This window comes from Thermosynechococcus sp. TG215 (genome assembly GCF_031583455.1).
In the GTDB taxonomy this organism is placed as follows: domain Bacteria; phylum Cyanobacteriota; class Cyanobacteriia; order Thermosynechococcales; family Thermosynechococcaceae; genus Thermosynechococcus.
On sequence record NZ_CP134178.1, the window covers coordinates 2,151,952 to 2,169,247 of the forward strand.

Annotated in this window: 16 protein-coding genes and 1 tRNA gene; 7 read left to right on the plus strand and 10 right to left on the minus strand. The window is 54.4% G+C overall.

Going from position 1 to position 17,296, the window contains the following annotated elements; genetic code table 11:
- Positions 1–42: 42 nt before the first annotated feature.
- Both RHJ02_RS10570 and RHJ02_RS10575 read right to left on the minus strand, forming a co-directional pair.
- On the minus strand, positions 43–1,212 hold the full coding sequence (locus RHJ02_RS10570) for a SpoIID/LytB domain-containing protein (RefSeq protein ID WP_302678264.1): 1,170 nt from the start codon (positions 1,210–1,212) through the stop codon (positions 43–45).
- 37 nt (positions 1,213–1,249) lie between these two features.
- Positions 1,250–1,978 carry an HpsJ family protein gene (locus RHJ02_RS10575; protein ID WP_310743021.1) on the minus strand — a complete coding sequence of 243 codons (729 nt, stop codon included), beginning with the start codon at positions 1,976–1,978 and terminating at the stop codon, positions 1,250–1,252.
- Positions 1,979–2,192: 214 nt separating this feature from the next.
- Between RHJ02_RS10575 and glmU the strand changes: the two genes are divergently transcribed.
- Positions 2,193–3,542 (plus strand): bifunctional UDP-N-acetylglucosamine diphosphorylase/glucosamine-1-phosphate N-acetyltransferase GlmU, encoded by a 1,350-nt coding sequence (gene glmU, locus RHJ02_RS10580; RefSeq protein WP_310743022.1) that lies wholly within the window; start codon positions 2,193–2,195, stop codon positions 3,540–3,542.
- Here glmU and RHJ02_RS10585 read toward each other — a convergent pair.
- From RHJ02_RS10585 to RHJ02_RS10615, 7 genes are all read right to left on the minus strand, one after another.
- Positions 3,539–3,871: a hypothetical protein gene (locus RHJ02_RS10585; protein ID WP_250681830.1), complete on the minus strand. Its 333-nt coding sequence runs from the start codon at positions 3,869–3,871 to the stop codon at positions 3,539–3,541. The genes glmU and RHJ02_RS10585 overlap by 4 nt on opposite strands.
- A gap of 54 nt (positions 3,872–3,925) precedes the next feature.
- Positions 3,926–3,997: transfer RNA gene (locus tag RHJ02_RS10590), tRNA-Val, on the minus strand.
- A gap of 53 nt (positions 3,998–4,050) precedes the next feature.
- Complete coding sequence (pyrF, locus tag RHJ02_RS10595; RefSeq protein ID WP_302678266.1) at positions 4,051–4,755, minus strand: orotidine-5'-phosphate decarboxylase; 705 nt, start codon at positions 4,753–4,755, stop codon at positions 4,051–4,053.
- A gap of 24 nt (positions 4,756–4,779) precedes the next feature.
- Positions 4,780–5,376 carry a DUF3611 family protein gene (locus RHJ02_RS10600; RefSeq protein WP_310438511.1) on the minus strand — a complete coding sequence of 199 codons (597 nt, stop codon included), beginning with the start codon at positions 5,374–5,376 and terminating at the stop codon, positions 4,780–4,782.
- Positions 5,377–5,406: 30 nt separating this feature from the next.
- Complete coding sequence (locus RHJ02_RS10605; RefSeq protein ID WP_206200131.1) at positions 5,407–6,243, minus strand: sulfurtransferase; 837 nt, start codon at positions 6,241–6,243, stop codon at positions 5,407–5,409.
- Between the two features lie 13 nt (positions 6,244–6,256).
- Positions 6,257–7,408: an NAD-dependent epimerase/dehydratase family protein gene (locus RHJ02_RS10610; RefSeq protein ID WP_149819273.1), complete on the minus strand. Its 1,152-nt coding sequence runs from the start codon at positions 7,406–7,408 to the stop codon at positions 6,257–6,259.
- A gap of 93 nt (positions 7,409–7,501) precedes the next feature.
- Positions 7,502–8,503 carry a hypothetical protein gene (locus tag RHJ02_RS10615; RefSeq protein ID WP_310800198.1) on the minus strand — a complete coding sequence of 334 codons (1,002 nt, stop codon included), beginning with the start codon at positions 8,501–8,503 and terminating at the stop codon, positions 7,502–7,504.
- Positions 8,504–8,861: 358 nt separating this feature from the next.
- On the opposite strand from RHJ02_RS10615, the gene RHJ02_RS10620 reads away from it, so the two are divergent.
- The 6 genes from RHJ02_RS10620 to RHJ02_RS10645 all read left to right on the plus strand — a co-directional run bounded on the left by RHJ02_RS10620 (position 8,862) and on the right by RHJ02_RS10645 (position 16,012).
- Positions 8,862–9,449, plus strand: a complete 588-nt coding sequence (locus tag RHJ02_RS10620) for a Uma2 family endonuclease (protein ID WP_286627127.1) — start codon at positions 8,862–8,864, stop codon at positions 9,447–9,449.
- Between the two features lie 97 nt (positions 9,450–9,546).
- Positions 9,547–11,223 (plus strand): DUF3685 domain-containing protein, encoded by a 1,677-nt coding sequence (locus tag RHJ02_RS10625; protein ID WP_310438513.1) that lies wholly within the window; start codon positions 9,547–9,549, stop codon positions 11,221–11,223.
- Between the two features lie 276 nt (positions 11,224–11,499).
- A complete protein-coding gene (locus tag RHJ02_RS10630) occupies positions 11,500–13,281 on the plus strand; it encodes an iron uptake porin (RefSeq protein WP_310800200.1) in 1,782 nt (593 codons plus the stop codon).
- A 94-nt stretch (positions 13,282–13,375) separates the two neighbouring features.
- A complete protein-coding gene (locus tag RHJ02_RS10635) occupies positions 13,376–14,611 on the plus strand; it encodes a S41 family peptidase (RefSeq protein ID WP_310800201.1) in 1,236 nt (411 codons plus the stop codon).
- Complete coding sequence (purN, locus tag RHJ02_RS10640; RefSeq protein WP_302678273.1) at positions 14,601–15,242, plus strand: phosphoribosylglycinamide formyltransferase; 642 nt, start codon at positions 14,601–14,603, stop codon at positions 15,240–15,242. Before RHJ02_RS10635 ends, purN begins: the two co-directional genes overlap by 11 nt.
- 149 nt (positions 15,243–15,391) lie before the next feature.
- Entirely contained in the window at positions 15,392–16,012 is a 621-nt protein-coding gene (locus RHJ02_RS10645) for a hypothetical protein (RefSeq protein ID WP_310800202.1), read from the plus strand.
- A gap of 36 nt (positions 16,013–16,048) precedes the next feature.
- Here the strand turns inward: RHJ02_RS10645 and RHJ02_RS10650 are convergent, their stop codons facing one another.
- Entirely contained in the window at positions 16,049–17,215 is a 1,167-nt protein-coding gene (locus RHJ02_RS10650; protein WP_310743028.1) for an aminotransferase class V-fold PLP-dependent enzyme, read from the minus strand.
- Positions 17,216–17,296: the final 81 nt, after the last annotated feature.

A 17,296-nucleotide genomic window follows, 5' to 3' on the forward strand; every position in this document is an offset into this window, starting at 1 on the left:
CCATACCGCTAGGGGCAGCATAGTCGAGGGGCACAAAGCTCGTCAACGCTGAGTCGTGTCCAATACACTCAATGTAACGCCTTGGTAATAATGCCCCAAAATTTGGTCGTAGGTGTAGCCCTGTAATGCCATACCGTAAGCCCCCCATTGACTCATGCCCAAGCCATGACCGTGACCCCGGCCAGTAATTGTAAAGGCCACTGGCACACTTTGCCCCCTTTGACTGGCCACGTTGCCATACTCTGGCGTAATCGTCAGTAGGGTACTGCGCAATCCCAACACCCGCCGTAGTTCACTACCTGAAATGGTGCGGCTACCTGCTGTGCCCACCACTTGCACTGCCATGACTCGGCCTTGGGGAGTCAATTGCAAGGGGCGAAAGCCAACGATGGTACCAATACCGGGGAGGCGTTGTTGCAGTTGTGCCGCCGTGAAACGCACCGTCCACTGAAAGTTGGGGGAGATTTGGTCAAAGTCAGGGGTACCGCGCAGGTAGGGAACGGCATTTTGCCAAATGTGCTCTGAATTTTCGGTGTGACCCCCTGAGGAGGCATGGAAGACGGCTTCAATGATTTGGCCATTGTAGGTGAGCACTTGACCGCGTGTGGCGGCAACGGCAGCTAGGGTACTGGCGGTTTCTGAACTGACCCCCGGATACACCTGATGGGTGACGGTGGCACCGACATCAAAAAGACTACCGGGACGACGGCGTTCGCGATCGCGCCGAAAGAGGACAAAGGAACGGGAGGCCACCGCTTGAGCTTTGAGGGCTTCCAGCGGCCAAGAGGGATACATTTCCTTGCCCACGACACTGGGCAGATACTCCTCTAAATCCACAAGGTTGATGGCGATAATCCCCTCACTGGTACTCACCAATTGCAACCGCCCGCGATACCAGCGATCGCCCACCCGCACGAGGCCATGGTCTCGAGGTTCGAGGAAAACTTGCCGCCCCTGCACACCCCCTGCTTGTACCCCCGCCCCCGTGAGCACAGCCGTAATATTCTGCTGCGGTGCCACTGTCAGCACCCGACCCGCCTCATCCCGTAATTGTGCTGGGGTGGAGCTACTGATTGTTACTTGGCGTACCCGATCTAAAACCGCGACCCGCAATTCCACTGCTGCGGCCGTCAGTTGGAGCAGCAGGCTGATCAAGCAGCCGAGACCCAGCGACTGCGACAGAAGACGCCAACGTACAATGAGGTAAAGCATATTCTACTCCTCAGGTAGGCGGCAATGGTGACGATGCCTAGCGGTGTTCGCGCAGACCACTCCAACCAATGGTAATAAAGCCCACTGCCAATAGAAAACTACGAAGTCCTACCCTGAGACGATTCACAAAGGCTTCCTGTTGCGCCCGATTCACCGCTTCCTGTTGTTGGTTGCGGATGCGCTCCCGTGCCTGACCCGCTTGTTTATCAAGGGCTTGGGGGTCTTTTTGTAACTGCTCGAGAATCGCCTGTTGATCGGGGGGCAGTTGATTGCTTTTCAGGAGTTGCTCCAGTTGACCGCTACTGGCCAATTGTTTAATTTGCTGCTGTTCCTGCTCAACCCGAATTTCTGCCTGTGCCGCCTCTTGATTGATTTGGTTGACCGCCTGTTCCGTAATTTGCCCCGTAATCGATAGGTAGAGGGGAATCCCCAGCAGGCAGAGCAATCCTAGCAAACTCGAGAGGACAAAGACCCAAAATCGCCAATCCTTGAGGGCAGGTTCCCCCGGCTCCGGCTGCGTCGTACTGCCAGAAACCGCTTGAATCCAAAAGCCAGTGTAGATAAAGACAAACCCAATCAAGGGGGTGGCACCGCGCTCAATGAATTGGTTAACGACCGTGAGTTGCCACTGGCTATTATTGAACTGGGGAGTAATAAAGAGAATGCTCCACTCGACCAAAAAGGTGAGGAGCAGGATGATTCCCACCAATTTTAGGAACTGAGCCGCCAAGGGGACAGGTCGCTTGGTTGATTTTGAAGCAGTCATGGACTGTGAGTGACTCGTCAACTACTGCATCAACCTTACTGGATTTTGGGGTCGTTGATGCATCTTGGACGCATTGACTCGCCTGTGGTGCTGCTATCTTTGGCTACCGCAACCTTGGTATACTCCAATTGTGCATGGCGCTGATGCGGCTGGGCTGCTTCTCCCCAGTATTGCTCGTTTGCCATCCCTTTGCGCATTGAGGCACAACAAATCCATGGTCATTGTGGCAGTCTTAGCGGCAGGACGAGGCACACGGATGAAATCCTCGCTGCCAAAAGTTCTCCATCCCCTAGGTGGGCGATCGCTGGTGGGCTGGGTTTTGCACCAAGTTCAATCTCTGCAACCGCAACGGCAGTTTGTGATCATTGGTTATGGAGGCGACACAGTGCGGGCTGCCTTAGCGGATCAACCCCACGTGGAGTTTGTCGAGCAGCGCGAACAACTGGGAACGGGTCATGCGGTACAGCAGCTTTTGCCCCACCTCAAGGACTATGAAGGCCATCTTTTGGTACTCAATGGCGATGTGCCCCTCTTGCGTGGGGAGACGCTGGCGAAGTTGCTCGCAGTCCACCAGAAACACAACAATGCGGCCACGATTTTAACGGCACAAATTCCCAACCCCCAGGGCTATGGCCGTGTGATTTGTGACAGTCAGAATATCTTGAAGCAAATTATTGAAGACCGTGACTGCACCACAGCCCAAAAGCAAAACCGCCGCATCAATGCTGGGGTGTATTGTTTCCACTGGCCCCAACTGGCTGCTGTGTTGCCCCATCTCCAATCCAACAATGATCAGCAGGAATACTACCTCACCGATGCCGTCAATGCCCTCAGTCCTGTGATGGCGGTAGACGTGGAAGACTATGAGGAAATTTTGGGCGTTAACGATCGCGTGCAGTTGGCGGCAGCCTATCAAGTGCTGCAAAATCGCATCAAAACTGCTTGGATGCAGGCGGGGGTGACCCTGATTGATCCGGCCAGCATTACCATTGAGGACACCGTGGAGCTGGCTCCCGATGTGGTGATTGAACCCCAAACTCACCTGCGCGGCCAAACCCGTATTGGCAGTGGTAGCATCATTGGCCCCGGCACTTTGATTGAAAACAGTGTGATTGGCGAACGGGTGACGGCTCGCTATGCCGTGATTAGCGACAGTGAGATTGGCCATGATACCCAAGTGGGGCCTTTTGCCCACATCCGCCAGCAAAGCCTGGTTGCCGATCACTGCCGCATTGGTAACTTTGTCGAGCTAAAAAAAGCGCAGTTGGGCAGTGACACCAAGGCCTCTCATCTGTCCTACCTAGGCGATGCCACCTTGGGCGATCGCGTCAATATCGGGGCAGGAACCATTACCGCCAACTACGACGGCGTGCGCAAGCACCCCACCCATATCGGTAGCGGCACCAAGACCGGGGCTAACAGTGTTTTAGTGGCTCCGGTAACCCTCGGCGAAAATGTTACGGTGGCGGCGGGTTCAACGGTGACAGAAGATGTACCGGCTAATGCCCTTGTCATTGCCCGCTGTCGTCAAGTGGTCAAGCCCAACTGGCACCCCAAAGCCTAGCCCGCCCCACAGCAGGGTTCAATGCCCAGCCGCCGCAGGAGCAGATCACTCACCGCATTAGCAACCGCAAACTCGCTATAGAAGCTTTGGGAAAAATCAAACTCTTGCAACTCCGTGACCAGAGCCAAGAGAATGCCGCCAAGATCATGCTCCCCTTCCAGCCGCTGACGGCGGTACACTTGGGCGGCTCGCTGGGCGATCGCCAGATTCACAGCTTCTGGCAAATACTCGGTGTTGAGCCAATCGAGAAGAGCTGCCTCCAACCATGCCGCATCCGCAGTGCAGTCACCACAAGGGGGAAGCTGAATCGGCGGAATCGGGGTACTCATGGCAGAGTCCTAAACTCGTCTGATTATGTTCATCTTATAACTTGAACTAAGCAATGGGCGATACTGGATTCGAACCAGTGACCCCTTCCGTGTGAAGGAAGTGCGCTACCACTGTGCTAATCGCCCTAGTTCAGACAATTCTTAATCATATCTTGGATTGCAGGTTTTTGTAAATTGCCTTAAACAACGCTGCGGCAAATTTCATCAAAGGTTGCGGCGGGATCCGCTGCTTGTAAAATCGGACGGCCAATTACAAGGTAAGAGGCACCAGCAGCAAAGGCGGCATTGGGCGTCAGCGATCGCGCTTGATCCCCTGTGGCAGTACCAAGGGGGCGAATCCCCGGACAAATTCTCAAGAACTCCTCTCCGCAGCGTTGTTTTACCCGTGCCGCCTCCTGAGGAGAGCAGACAATGCCCGCCAGTCCCGCTTGATGGGCTAGATCAGCCATGCGTTCAACATAGGTGGCCGGATCAAGGGGAATCTGGAGTTCTTGCTGCAGGGTGTTTGCGTCAATGCTGGTGAGCAAGGTCACCCCAATGAGTTGGGTGGCGCTTCCCCCTAGAGCCGCCTGCGCGCTTTTCAGACCCGCTAATCCCGTTGCCGCATGGATAGTCACAAAGTCCACGCCATAGGGGGCGATCGCCCGGGCTGCGGCGGCCACCGTATTGGGAATATCGTGGAGCTTCAAATCGAGAAAGATACGCTTCCCCTGATCCTTGAGGACATCGAGAATAATCGGCCCGCTGGCACAAAAGAGTTCTAGCCCCACCTTCCAAAATTGCACTTGGGGCAGCGTATGAATAGTGGCGATCGCGACCTCCAAATTGGGCACATCCAAGGCCACAATAATTTTGCTGGCAACAGCCTCTTGAGAATTAAACAAGTCTCTTGGATCTCCTCAGACGATTCACAGGGGACGGCGCACACAGCGCAACAACCACAGCGCCACAATAATACCCGTCAACTGAGCGGCAATCGTATTCACCTTCGCCTGAATCACAAAAATCTCCAACGGCTCAATCAAGACATTAGTGGCATAGACCGCCGCCCCTTGGGGAATTGACAGCACCTTGAGCAACAACATGCCCACATTCCACTCTGCGGCAGCCACCGTAAAAATCATGCCCGCAATATTTACCCAGAGACCAATATTCAAGCTGCGGATCACGTGCTCCTTGGTCGGGCGTTTTTCTGGGCGATCCAAGCGTTGTCCCAGTTGCGGATAGCGATAGCAGCAGTAAATACTCACGCCCAAAAACACTAGACCAATAATCGCCAGCACTAAGCCCAGTGTGGGACTATTCATGCCATTTTGCGGACGATTGATATTGAATTGGCGACTAAAGATAACAATGATAATAATCAACAGCGAGACAAAGCCAAGGACGACCTGTGTCCAAAAGCCAATCCAGCCAAAGCGTTGCAGTTCACGGCCAAGACGGTGGAGAGGTTGGGTCGTACTGCGATGGGATGGTGGGGGGGCATTACTGGGAAGACGTTCCATGGTCGGGTGAGGAAGAGGGCTTAGGCTTGATCATAGCGAACGGTCATGAGGTGCCGCCAAGTAGGAACACCAATCGCTCCAACTGCCCGCATAGAGCTTGGTTTGATGCAGGCCAGCGATCGCCAGCCCCAAAATATCCACACAGGCCGTTACCCCCGATCCGCAATAGACAATAATTTGCTCAGCCTCAGCCAAAGGCTGCCAGTGGGCTTGCAGTTCCGCCACAGATTTCAGGCGCCCCTGTGCATCGGAGATGGCCTGCCACGGATAATTCACTGCTCCGGGAATATGACCCGCGATCGGATCAATGGGTTCAATTTCACCGCGATAGCGACGGGGTTCGCGGGCATCCACAATCACTGTCTGGGGGTCAGCTTGAGCAGCCATCACGCCAGTCCGATCCACCACCCACTGCGAATGAGGATGGGGCTGGAAATTGCCCGGTCGAGGCGAGGGAACCTCAGGGGTTGTCGGATACCCGGCTTCGACATAGGCGCGATAGCCACCATCAAGCACCGCTGCGCGATCGTGTCCCAGCCAACGTAAGAGCCACCAGCAGCGAGCGGCATAGGCAAACCGCGAATCATCGTAGGCCACCACCAAGGTGTCTGGGGTAATCCCCATTTGATTGAGCCGTGCTGCCAACTTCTCTGGATCGGGTAGAGGATGACGCCCCCCGTGTTGCTGCCGTGGACTGGAGAGATCCTGCTCTAGGTCGAGATAGTAGGCTCTTGGAATGTGCCCCTGAGCATACTCCCGTTGCCCGCGGGTGATGTCCATGAGGTCAAAGCGGCAATCCACAATCACCACTGTGGGATCGGCCAAATGCTCAGCCAACCAAGACGCCGTTACGGCATAGGGGATCATAGCGGCCGTGGGTTTAGGCGCGCCATTTCACTTTGGGCAGAATGTGATTAACATCCACCCGGTCTTTGTACTTGATGGCAAAGTTCAGCAGGGAGTCGAGGAGCGAATCCGACAGGTAGTGGGGTTGCAGTCCCAAATCCAGCAGTTTGGTGTTTTTGGCGTTGAAGTAGTGCTCTTCTTTTTCAACACGGGGGTTTTCGAGGTGCTGGATTTCCACCTTGAGGCCGAGGGCTTTACCCGCTTCTTGGACTTTGTGGGCAAGGTCACCGACACTAAATTGTTCTGTGAATTGGTTGAGGACGCGGAATTCACCCGGTGCGGCGGGGTTGTTAACGGCCAATTCGATACAACGCACGGTATCGCGAATATCCAAGAAACCGCGAGTTTGCCCGCCCTTGCCATAGACCGTCAGGGGATGACCAATGGCAGCTTGAATACAGAAGCGATTGAGGGCGGTGCCAAAGATACCGTCGTAGTCAAGGCGGTTGATCAGCAATTCATCCATGCCCGTTTCTTCGGTGAGCACGCCATAGACTACCCCTTGGTTCAAATCGGTGGCGCGCAAGCCCCAAATGCGGCAGGCAAAGTGAATGTTGTGGCTATCGTGAACTTTACTGAGGTGATAGAAGCTACCGGGCTGCTTGGGATAGGGCAATGTATCCTTGCGACCATTGTGCTCAATGGTGATGTAGCCCTCTTCAATATCAATGTTGGGGGTGCCGTATTCACCCATCGTGCCTAGTTTGACAAGGTGGCAGTCAGGGTTGTGGGTATGGATGGCGTACAGCAGGTTGAGGGTGCCGACCACGTTATTGACTTGGGTGAGGACGGCGTGTTCACGATCAATCATGGAGTAGGGGGCGGAGCGTTGTTCGCCAAAGTGGACGATCGCCTCGGGCTGAAACTCCAGCATGGCACGCTCAAGGAAGTGATAGTTACAAATATCGCCAATGTAGAGGCCAATTTTCTTGCCAGTGAGATCCTGCCAGCGTTGCAGACGGTGCTGAATGGGGGCGATCGGTGTGAGGGTCTCGACACAGAGTTCGGCATCCCAGTGGCGCCGAATTAGGCTATCTAAAATCGCAACATCATGGCCACGATTTGAAAGGTAGAGGGCTGTCGCCCAGCCGCAATAACCATCACCGCCAATTACGAGGACTCTCATGCTAACCGTGCTGAAATCGATAACTACTCCGCCAGCCATTGAATGGCTTCCATACCACGTTACCAGTAATGGGGACATCGGTGATCCATTGGGTTAGAATTCGGGGGCGCGAGTTTGACTCTCAGAAAAGATATGTAATTTAATGGTTTGTCCCGCTAAGTCAATTTGCACCATATCGCCAGAAAGAAAATCCAAGGCTTCTAATAGGGCTTGTAATTGCGGTGTGCTGGCACCCGATTCTTGGTAGAGGCGATCGCTCAAATGGCTGAGGCGCTGCCACGTGGTATAAAGCCGAGCAATGGTACTTTCCAGTTGGGCGGCCTGCTGCAGGAGATCGGCAACGGTTTGCAGTTGCTCAAGGCGCTGGGCTTCGATCAGGACTTGTTCCAGATCCACAGGGTGGGTCTTGAGGGCTTGAATTTGGGGAGCGGCCTCAAGATAGCGGCTGAGTTGGCGAGCCGTCGCCGTGATTTCCTTAACCGTTTCCACACTGGGATCGCTGGCCAGTTCTTGGGAGAGTTCCTGCTGCTGTTGGGGGGGGAGCTTTTCTAATTCTTTGACTAAGGGGGCAACGTAGCGGGGGGCAAGGGTGCGATCGCTGGCCTTTTGGCGCACCACTGGCGGTAAGAGATCAGAGTGCAGAGCCGTCCATTCCGCTTGGAGTTGGCGCACTTCACGGTGGGTAATGCGATCGCCCGCTGCTGCGGCTTGGGTAATCAGGGCTTGCACCTCAGGATCCGCTGCGGCGGTCTCCAAAAAGGCGCGTTTACTAAAGCGAGAAATGGCTTCGGGGGGCAGGGGACGTTCCTTGAGCAATTCATCGGCGCGATCGGCCAACTGAATCAAATCATCGGCACGGCGTTTACTGATTTCGTGTTCCTGGAGCCACTGCTGAAAGCCAATACCCCGCTCATCCCCTTGATGGCGATAGCGATCGCGCACCGCCCGTAGAATTTGCCCCCGCCAGATCTCTGTTTGTAGATCAAAGCGCTCACACACCTGCCACGCTTGGCGCACCTGTTGAAGAAATTCCTCCTCAGAGAGGGGAGTATCCGCAGCCGGAATGGGCAAAACAAAGTCAGGCGTTGGCTCCATTGGTCGGCGAAAACCACAGCTTCAGCAGTATAGCCTATCCCAAACAATAGAGATAACCATCCCGTGCGGCAATATAGGCAATATAGACCTTGCCGTCCCAAACAACAGGTGAAATTCGCTGTCATCGGGAACCCGCGTTTGGGCTTCACACCATTAGCGGAGGGTCAAACTGGCTACCAAGGCTGCATTTCCCCAGAGGAGTAAGCGGTTGATTTGGCGACGTTTCACTGACAGACTCTGTCCCAAGAATTGACCACGCTCAAAACCCTAGTAGAAGAACATTTCACCGTGTACCCCATATGTTAGAAAGGGGCGTTGAATTGCTTAGGATTGAACTATCGCGTTGACGGGAACTCTGATGACCACAGTATTGGAGCCAGCGGTCACGTACCTCACTCCGGAAGCTTACTTAGCTCAAGAAGTGGTGGCAACGGAGCGCCATGAGTATCGCCAAGGAGAACTTTACACTATGCCCGGGGGCAGCGTTAATCATAATGAGTTGGTTCGTTCCTTAACTGTTCTGTTGAGTTTGGCACTCAAGGGACAGCCCTACCGCGTCTTTGTCACAGATCAACGCCTCTGGATTCCGGAAACGCAGTCGTACTACTATCCTGATGTTATGGTGACGCCGAAGCCGGTGCCCCTAGTGGCGGGACGCAACGATGTGGTGATGCAGCCGATTTTCATTGCTGAGGTTTTATCGCCTTCGACAGCGGATCGCGATCGCGGGACAAAATTTTTCGACTATCGTCAGATTCCAACCCTGCAAGAATATCTCCTGATTAGCCAAGATCGCCCCTGTGTTGAACAATATTTGCGGCAGGCTGAATATCAATGGCTGCTCACGATTTGGCAAGATATTACGCAGGAACTACTACTGCCCTCGTTACAGACTTCCTTAAAACTCAGTGATCTCTATGCAGACGTTGAGTTAGGTGAGTCCTAAAAAGAATTCCTTAATTGTCATGGCAAATTATCATGGCGCGGCTTGTCAGTCAATATCTGAATAGTCCCAACCCCAACTAAGTCTTGCGCAAATGTCGATGTCCCCTATCACTGCTGATGCCTCCCCCAACTTTGGTCTCATCATTGTCGAGGGAGAGGATGTGGTGCGTCTTGGCCTTTGGACAGGAATTCAGCAGCAGTTGGGGATTGAGCCGCTGGTCTTTCACGATGGCCATGGTCTGATCACCTATCTGGAAAACACGCCCCTCGATCAAGAACGCACGCCTTGGATTGTTCTCTGTGATGCCCAACTCACAGTGAATGATGCCACTACCCCTTGGCTGTGGCAGTGGTTGAAGCAGCACTATCCTGCCCTGCGGATAATTCTCACTGTCCGACCCGCTGCCCTTGAGTTAGTTTCCCTTGCCCAACAGGCGGGTGTCGAAGGCATTTACCATCGCAATACGGCGCTGAGTGATCTCTTGGCGGCAATTCTGGCCATTGCTCAAGGGGAAATCGTTCACACCGTCACGCCCCCAAAACCCCCCTTGAGTGTGCTCTTTCCCAATCCGTGGGATCGTTGGCGGTATCAGGTTCTGCAGCAGGGATTGGGGGAAATGGATGCGTGGTTACAGGGTTTGGATCAGTACTTGGGGCGATCGCGCCTCTCTGCCCTCGAACGGCTGGTGTGTGAAGGTCGCCATCGGGAAATTCGTGCCGCCCGCTGGTTAGTCTCCCGTTTCTTGCCACAGCCAACTCAAGCCCCTCCTGCGCCAGTAGTGTCCCCCGTGCGTCCGCAGATTGAGATCATTTCCCAATTGGTGGATCGCTGCTTACAACGGATGCAGTCGGATCTCTTGAACCTAACGTCGCGGCCTTTGGAGTTAGAGGTGCTCACCCTACAACAGCGGCGGGAACTGCTCTATACCATCCTGCGGCAGTGGGATCTCCTCGTGCGCACTTTACAAGCAACACCACCCAGTATTGAATTTCTGCACCAGCGGGGTAGCTCCCTACTGCAAGACCTGTGGGAACAGAGCCTGCGGGAGTTTTTTCGTCCCTATCGTTTTGCCCTCGGCAGTGACGCCGACCTGATTGAGCAATTGCTCACAGAAAGAGAAACTGTGGCCAGCGTCTATCTGAAGCCAATCCCCTTTGTGGCGGAGATGCTGGCTCATTTACTGGTGCAACAGCCCCTCACCCTCCATCAGCAGACCTATCGCTACGGCACTGCTGCCGCCTTGGAGATCCTCGATGCCCTCCTCGATCACTGGTTGCTCACTGTCGCCAATGGCATTGTTTATCCGCTGCTGAATCGGTGTTGCTATAGTGCAGTGATTCAACAGACATTTTTTCAGCCGCAATACACCTCAACGCGGGAAATGGAACGCTTTCGCAACGCTCTCTCTTGGCATTACCGCTGGCGGCGCTGGGTCAAGGAACCCCAAGATATCTTTGAAAGTCGTTTGGTCTTACTGCGGCTCACGGAGCGAGGAATTCAGGAACTAGCGCTGACCGTCCCCCGTCAACAGGAACTGATGCAACTCGAGGGGATTCCCTACGCTCTAACCTTGGCGCTGGAGGCGCGTGATGCTTTAGCCCCCCCAGTACGGGCAGTGGTGGCTTGGGTCGGCAAGGGAGTGGTGTATCTGCTGACGCAGGTGATTGGTCGCGGTTTGGGGCTGATTGGCCGCGGCATTTTGCAGGGAATTGGTCAATCCGTTAGCAGTGGCTGGAGTCGTTCTGAAGCCCAAAAAACCTCATCCAAACCTTGAGCCGGCCTAATTCTTAAACGGCTCCTAACCTTGAGATAACCTTAAGCCAACGAACACGGTGTTAGAATCTGGCTGGTAAGTAACTATCTCTGCCCCTTGGGGGATAGTTTCTATGAGATGTGCTAAAGCCTCTGTAAGAAAGCCTGATAGCTCAGCTTGCTGGCAGATGAATAACTTTAGCGAGCATCTCAGTAGGATCAATAATTGAAGGAGAATTCTGTCTTAGGGACTCGTTCTTTAGGACAAGTTCATTGAGGAGTGAAGGAGTAAGACGTTATGTCCCGCATTTTTCCGGGGTTGGTTTTGACCTCGCCTGTTTTATTGTTGGGTGTGCTGGCAGGTGCAGCGACAGCCGCTGATACCTCTTTGACCAACTTCAGTAGCACTCAGTTTCAAACCCCTACTGCTGGTACTGAATCCCTAACCACACTGCCCACCAGCACGACACTTGTTGCCCAAAATCGCCGCAGCAACCTCTCTGTGCCCTCAGTGGCCGAACTAGAAGCGGGGCGTGTCCCTACGACATCGAGCATGGGTCAAGTGACCTCCGTTAGCCAACTCTCGGATGTGCGCCCTACAGACTGGGCCTATCAAGCCTTAGCCTCCCTTGTCGAGAAATACGGCTGTATTGCCGGTTATCCCGATGGCACCTTCCGTGGCAATCGTGCCGCTACTCGTTATGAAATGGCAGCCGCTTTGAATGCCTGCCTCGATGTAATTAGCGATCGCTTTGCCACCAAGGAAGACCTTGAAACCCTGCGCCGCCTGATGCAGGAATTTGCCAATGAACTCGCCGTCATCAAAGGCCGCGTCACCAACCTTGAAGGCCGCGTTGCCAACCTCGAAGCCACTCAATTTGCCACCCTCACTAAGCTCAACGCTACGGTTATCTTCAACGTCTCCGATATATTGACGAACGAGCGGGCACTACGTCCTGGTCTAGGTGGTGTGCAACCCCCAATTGATGACAACACTGTTGTTAACAACCGCGTTCGTCTCAACCTCGATACCAGCTTCTATGGCAAGGATCGCCTACGGTTGCGCTTGCAAGCAGCTAATATTACTGGTTATGCCGGATTGATGGGCACCAATATGGGGCGCCTTGGCTATGATGGCAATAATAATAACCAATTTGAACTGCAAAAAGCCTTCTACAGCTTTCCAGTGACCCGTCGCGGTCAAATGATCCTAGATTTTGTGGGGGGTGAGTTCAACGACAATGTCAACAATTTCAACCCCTTCCTCCAATCCAGTGATACGGGTGCCCTCTCTCGCTTTGGGCGTTACCATCCCATCTACCGTGCAGGAAGTGCTGCCAATGCTGCGGGTGTGACCTTTAAGTACGACCTCATCCAAAATAAAGAACGGGGCACCGGCGTCACCCTCAATGTGGGCTACCTTGCACCCTTTGCCAACGACCCTGATCGAGTCGCGAACAATGGCCTCAATGGCTTCTTTGATGGTGCCTATGCTGCTTTGGCTCAGGTGGATGTGCGCCCCATTAAAAACCTCGCCTTGGGGGTGACCTACACCCACTCCTATGGCCTTGATCCCTTTGGGGGAACAGGTAGCTCTGGTTTCCGCTCAGCGGCAAACCCTTTGGGGAATGTAGGTAACAACGTGCCTAACCAAGCAGCGGATGCGGTGGGCTTCCAGTTTACCTATCGCCCGATCAAGCAGTTGAATGTTGCGGGCTGGGCAGGGTATGCCAATGTTTATGGTGTTCGAGGTGCTGCTCTAGCAGGTGGTCGCCGTGAGGCTGAAATTGTCAACTGGGCCATTACCTTTGCTTCCCCTGACCTCTGGCGGAAGGGAGATCTGCTGGGTCTTGTTTTTGGCCAGCCCCCGCAGCTCATTAGCATCACAAACGTCCCTCCTACTTTTGGCGATGGAAGTTACACGCGCTTCAACTCCTATCACTTAGAGGGCTTCTACCGCTTTGCCGTGAGTCGCAATATCTCGATTACCCCTGGGGTGATTGCCATCTTCAACCCCAACAGCAACTCAAACAACGACCCCATTGTTGTTGGCGCTGTGCGGACAACCTTTAGCTTCTAAATCCGCACTGACCTGTTTCCCCCTCCCTGTGAGGGGGATTTTTTTATGTGGGAACGATAGAATAGGGGCGAGGCGTTGTCAATGGATTTGTGGGGTGAAATACTGGGCAATTCTCGGCGTCGGTGTTGCACTATTGGGAATGCCGTCAGCACTGGGGGGCACCAGTACGCTCAAGGATGCTCCCAAGGCCTTGGTCGATGAGGCGTGGCAAATTATCTACAGAAGCTATCTGGATCGCAGTTTCAATCGTCTGGATTGGCAGGCCATTCGTCAGGAGTTGCTCTCCCAACCCTATGGCGATCGCGAGGCCGCCTATCGGGTGATTCAGCAAGCCCTTGTCCGCCTCAATGATCCCTATACCCGCTTTCTGCCGCCCCAAGCGTACCGTCAACTGCTCCTGCAAACCCAAGGCCAGCAGGTGGATGTGGGTCTCACCCTCGTGGAGTCGGGGGAACTCTTTCGCATTCAGGCAATCCAAGCGGGGTCAGTGGCTGCCAAGGCGAATTTGAAAGTGGGAGATGAAATTCTGGCCATTAACGGTCGGGGGAGCGATCGCCTGACCTTGGAGCGAGCCAATCTGGCGTTGCGAGGGCCAGCGGGGAGTCAGTTGCGCCTACTGGTGCGCCGTGAAGGTAAACCCCAACCCTTTAGTGTCGAACTCACCCGCGCCGGTGAAATTCCGCGTACAGTGAATTTTCAGGTTCTGAATCATCCTCGGGTGGGTTACATTCGCCTCAGTGGTTTTAATAGCCGCTCCCAACAAGAGATGCAAGCGGCGATCCAAATCCTGCAACGGGAGAAAGTTCAAGGCTTCATTCTGGATTTGCGCCACAATTCGGGGGGGCTCTTAGAAGCCGGCATTGAAATTAGCCGCCAATGGCTCGATTCTGGGGTGATTGTGCGCATTCAGCAAAACCAGCGAGAAGAGACGATTCGTGCCCACCAACGCGCCTTGAGTCAGTTGCCCCTTGTGGTCTTGGTAAATCAGGCCTCCGCCAGTGCCAGTGAAATTTTAGCCGCTGCTTTGCAGGATCAGGGGCGCGCAACCGTGGTGGGGACACCAACTTTTGGCAAGGTGCGGGTTCAAGCAGTTCATGAACTGGGGGATGGCTCTGCCCTCGTGGTAACAGTAGCTCGTTATCTGACGCCAAAGGGGCGCGATATTGCCGCAGGGGGGATCACCCCCGATGTGCTGGTGACGGTCGATCCCAGTAGCGATTTGGAATTGCAGCTCAATCCCAACTTGGTGGCACGACCCACGGATCCAATGGTGGCCAAGGCCTTAGAATTATTGAGCACTAAAATCAGTAACGCCCGTCATGTCCAGTGAGGCTCTTGTTGTCCCTTCTGCTCCAGCGATCGCGCCCGCGCCCCATCCCCTGCGGTTAGGCGTTTTAGCTTCTGGCAATGGCTCCAACTTTGCTGCCCTGGCGGAGGCGATCGCCCAGGGCGAACTGGCTGCCCAAATTCAAGTTCTGATCTACAACAATCCCGATGCCTTGGTGGCAGAGCGCGCCAAACAGTGGCAGATTCCCAGTGTGCTGCTCAACCATCGCCACTACCCCAGCCGTGAAAGTCTGGATGCGGCCATTGTCGAAACCCTCAAAGCCTATGGGGTCGAGTGGGTAGTGATGGCGGGCTGGATGCGGATTGTGACGCCTGTCCTCCTCAATGCCTACCCCCAGCGGGTAATTAACCTGCATCCCAGTTTGCTCCCCAGTTTTCGGGGATTGCATGCCGTTGAGCAGGCCTTGGCAGCAGGTGTGAAAATTACTGGGTGTACCGTCCATCTGGTGGAAGAGGAAGTGGATAGTGGCCCAATTTTAGTCCAAGCAGCAGTGCCCGTTCTCCCCGATGATACGCCTGCCACCCTCCACGCCCGCATTCAAGTCCAAGAACACCGCATTCTCAAGCAGGCGATCGCCGACATTGCCGCGCGGCAATCACAAGCTTCCTGCTGATCCTTAGCCAATAGTAAGGATCTCTCAGGGCGAGGGTCCACCCGCTTTTCTGATTGGCTTGGGAATTGCGTCAGCATCCTTTTCTCAGTGGGGAGCATTGATTCGGATTAGGATTGGGGATGTATCCGTGAGCAATTGTTAATCCAGTCATGACGCAGGCATACACCCCTGAAGATGTTTGGCGGTTATTGGGGGAACTATTAGAGGCTCAGAAGGAAACCGAACGCCGCTTTCAAGAAACAGAGCGCCGCTTCCAAGAAACGGATCGGCGATTTCAAGAGACTGACCGACGGTTCCAAGAAACGGAACGCTTGCTGCGCGAAGAAGCGCGCCAACTCAACCAGCAACTGGGGAAACTGGGCAATCGCCTTGGGGAATTTGTGGAATGGCAGGTGCGCCCCGCCGTGCTGCGCTTATTTCAGAGTTGGGGAATTGCCGTCTCTCAACTTTACAGCGATGTCATTCTCCAAGATGGCAACGAGAGTTTAGAAATTGATCTGCTAGTCGTCAATACTGATGAAGCCGTCCTCGTCGAGCTGAAAACGAAACTGAGCCAAGGGGATGTGGATGAGCACTTAGAGCGGATCGCGAAATTTCGTCGTTTGGCACACCAGTATCGGGACACCCAGCTCTTGGGCGCCGTAGCAGGAATGATCGTACCCCCTGAAGTAGCTCGCTATGCCTATCGGCAAGGTTTGTTTGTGTTGGCGCAATCAGGAGATGGGGTGGCGATTCTCAACGATGTGCAGTTTCAGCCCCGTACATGGTAGGTGACTCTAATCGCTCTAATTCAATTCTCAAGCGTCCTAAGGATGATTCTGGAGCCAGTGTTTGAGGGTAGCAACAAAGCGATCGCACTCCTGCGGCAGCGTAAAGTAATGCACACAGGCTCGCACCGAGGCAGGATAGAGCAATTCCCGCACCAAGATATTCTCTGCCTCAAGGTCTTGCACCAATTGGCGATGCTGACCATTAGCTAACTGAAAGGCCACCAAGCCCGACGGCGGCGGCACGAGACTCAAGCAGGTCAAACCCACCATGCCCTGTAACTGTTGCCAAAGATAATGACTCAGCTCACAAATGCGCTCATATCGCGCTTGGGCAGTCCCCCATTGATCATGCACCCGCAGGGCAGTGGTTAACCCCGGTACCAAGGAAAAGGCGGTTGTGGCCACTTCAAAGCGACTGGCATCCTCCTTCCAGCCGGCGGGTTGGGCATCACGGGTTTGGTGAATGCCGCGCCAGCCAATAAAGGTGGGTTCCAATGTGGCCAAGCGATCGCGCCGAATGTACAGCCCGCCGAGACCCGCAGGGCCACAGCACCACTTGTGTCCCGTAAAGGCATAGTAGTCCACCCCCAAGGCGGGTAAATTGAGGGGCACCATACCCACACTTTGGGCACCATCCGCCAAGACTTGGATGCCGCGACGGTGGCAAAGGTCAACAATTTTCTCCAACGGCAAAAGTTTCCCGGTATTCCACAGCAAATGACTGAGGACGACCAAGCGTGTGCGGGGATGGAGTTGGGTTTCAATGGCGGCCACCTCATCGTCACACCAAGGCCAAAAGGCCACCCGATCCACCACCACCCCCAACCGCCGCGCCAATTGTTCGGTAATCGCCACTACCCCCGGATGCTCACAGTTAGAAATCAGCAGGCGATCGCCCGCTTGCCAGTTGATCCCCCAGAGAACGATATTGCAGCCAGTGGTTACAGAATCTGTGAGGGCAATGGTCTCGGCGCTCGTCCCCAAAAGCTGTGCCAGTTCTTGCCGCAGGGTTTGCAGTTGTTGGCTCAGCCACGGAAAGACGCGATTGGCAAAGGGGCCTTCCTCTTGAATGTGGCGATCGCTCTGGATGATGGCCTGCCATGTGTCTTGGTGCAGCGGCCCTTGTCCCCCATAGTTGAGGTAGATCTTATTCAGTAGGGCGGGGTAGGTGTCGTGGTAGGTGCGCAGTGTCTCTAGGTTCATCGATAGTGATTGCAGAGCGATAGATAGATGCTACCGCAAAGGATTTAAGATAAAGATCTGTAGCAAGTCCCCTTTTCATTC

What these genes read in the sequence shown, in the direction of transcription:
- RHJ02_RS10585 (WP_250681830.1), bottom strand. Translation starts at nt 3,871, where the DNA reads ATGAGTACCCCGATTCCGCCGATTCAGCTTCCCCCTTGTGGTGACTGC.
- RHJ02_RS10610 (WP_149819273.1), bottom strand. Translation starts at nt 7,408, where the DNA reads ATGAGAGTCCTCGTAATTGGCGGTGATGGTTATTGCGGCTGGGCGACA.
- RHJ02_RS10575 (WP_310743021.1), bottom strand. Translation starts at nt 1,978, where the DNA reads ATGACTGCTTCAAAATCAACCAAGCGACCTGTCCCCTTGGCGGCTCAG.
- purN (WP_302678273.1), top strand. Translation starts at nt 14,601, where the DNA reads ATGTCCAGTGAGGCTCTTGTTGTCCCTTCTGCTCCAGCGATCGCGCCC.
- RHJ02_RS10630 (WP_310800200.1), top strand. Translation starts at nt 11,500, where the DNA reads ATGTCCCGCATTTTTCCGGGGTTGGTTTTGACCTCGCCTGTTTTATTG.
- RHJ02_RS10645 (WP_310800202.1), top strand. Translation starts at nt 15,392, where the DNA reads ATGACGCAGGCATACACCCCTGAAGATGTTTGGCGGTTATTGGGGGAA.
- RHJ02_RS10570 (WP_302678264.1), bottom strand. Translation starts at nt 1,212, where the DNA reads ATGCTTTACCTCATTGTACGTTGGCGTCTTCTGTCGCAGTCGCTGGGT.
- RHJ02_RS10625 (WP_310438513.1), top strand. Translation starts at nt 9,547, where the DNA reads ATGTCCCCTATCACTGCTGATGCCTCCCCCAACTTTGGTCTCATCATT.
- RHJ02_RS10650 (WP_310743028.1), bottom strand. Translation starts at nt 17,215, where the DNA reads ATGAACCTAGAGACACTGCGCACCTACCACGACACCTACCCCGCCCTA.
- RHJ02_RS10605 (WP_206200131.1), bottom strand. Translation starts at nt 6,243, where the DNA reads ATGATCCCCTATGCCGTAACGGCGTCTTGGTTGGCTGAGCATTTGGCC.
- glmU (WP_310743022.1), top strand. Translation starts at nt 2,193, where the DNA reads ATGGTCATTGTGGCAGTCTTAGCGGCAGGACGAGGCACACGGATGAAA.
- RHJ02_RS10620 (WP_286627127.1), top strand. Translation starts at nt 8,862, where the DNA reads ATGACCACAGTATTGGAGCCAGCGGTCACGTACCTCACTCCGGAAGCT.
- RHJ02_RS10615 (WP_310800198.1), bottom strand. Translation starts at nt 8,503, where the DNA reads ATGGAGCCAACGCCTGACTTTGTTTTGCCCATTCCGGCTGCGGATACT.
- RHJ02_RS10600 (WP_310438511.1), bottom strand. Translation starts at nt 5,376, where the DNA reads ATGGAACGTCTTCCCAGTAATGCCCCCCCACCATCCCATCGCAGTACG.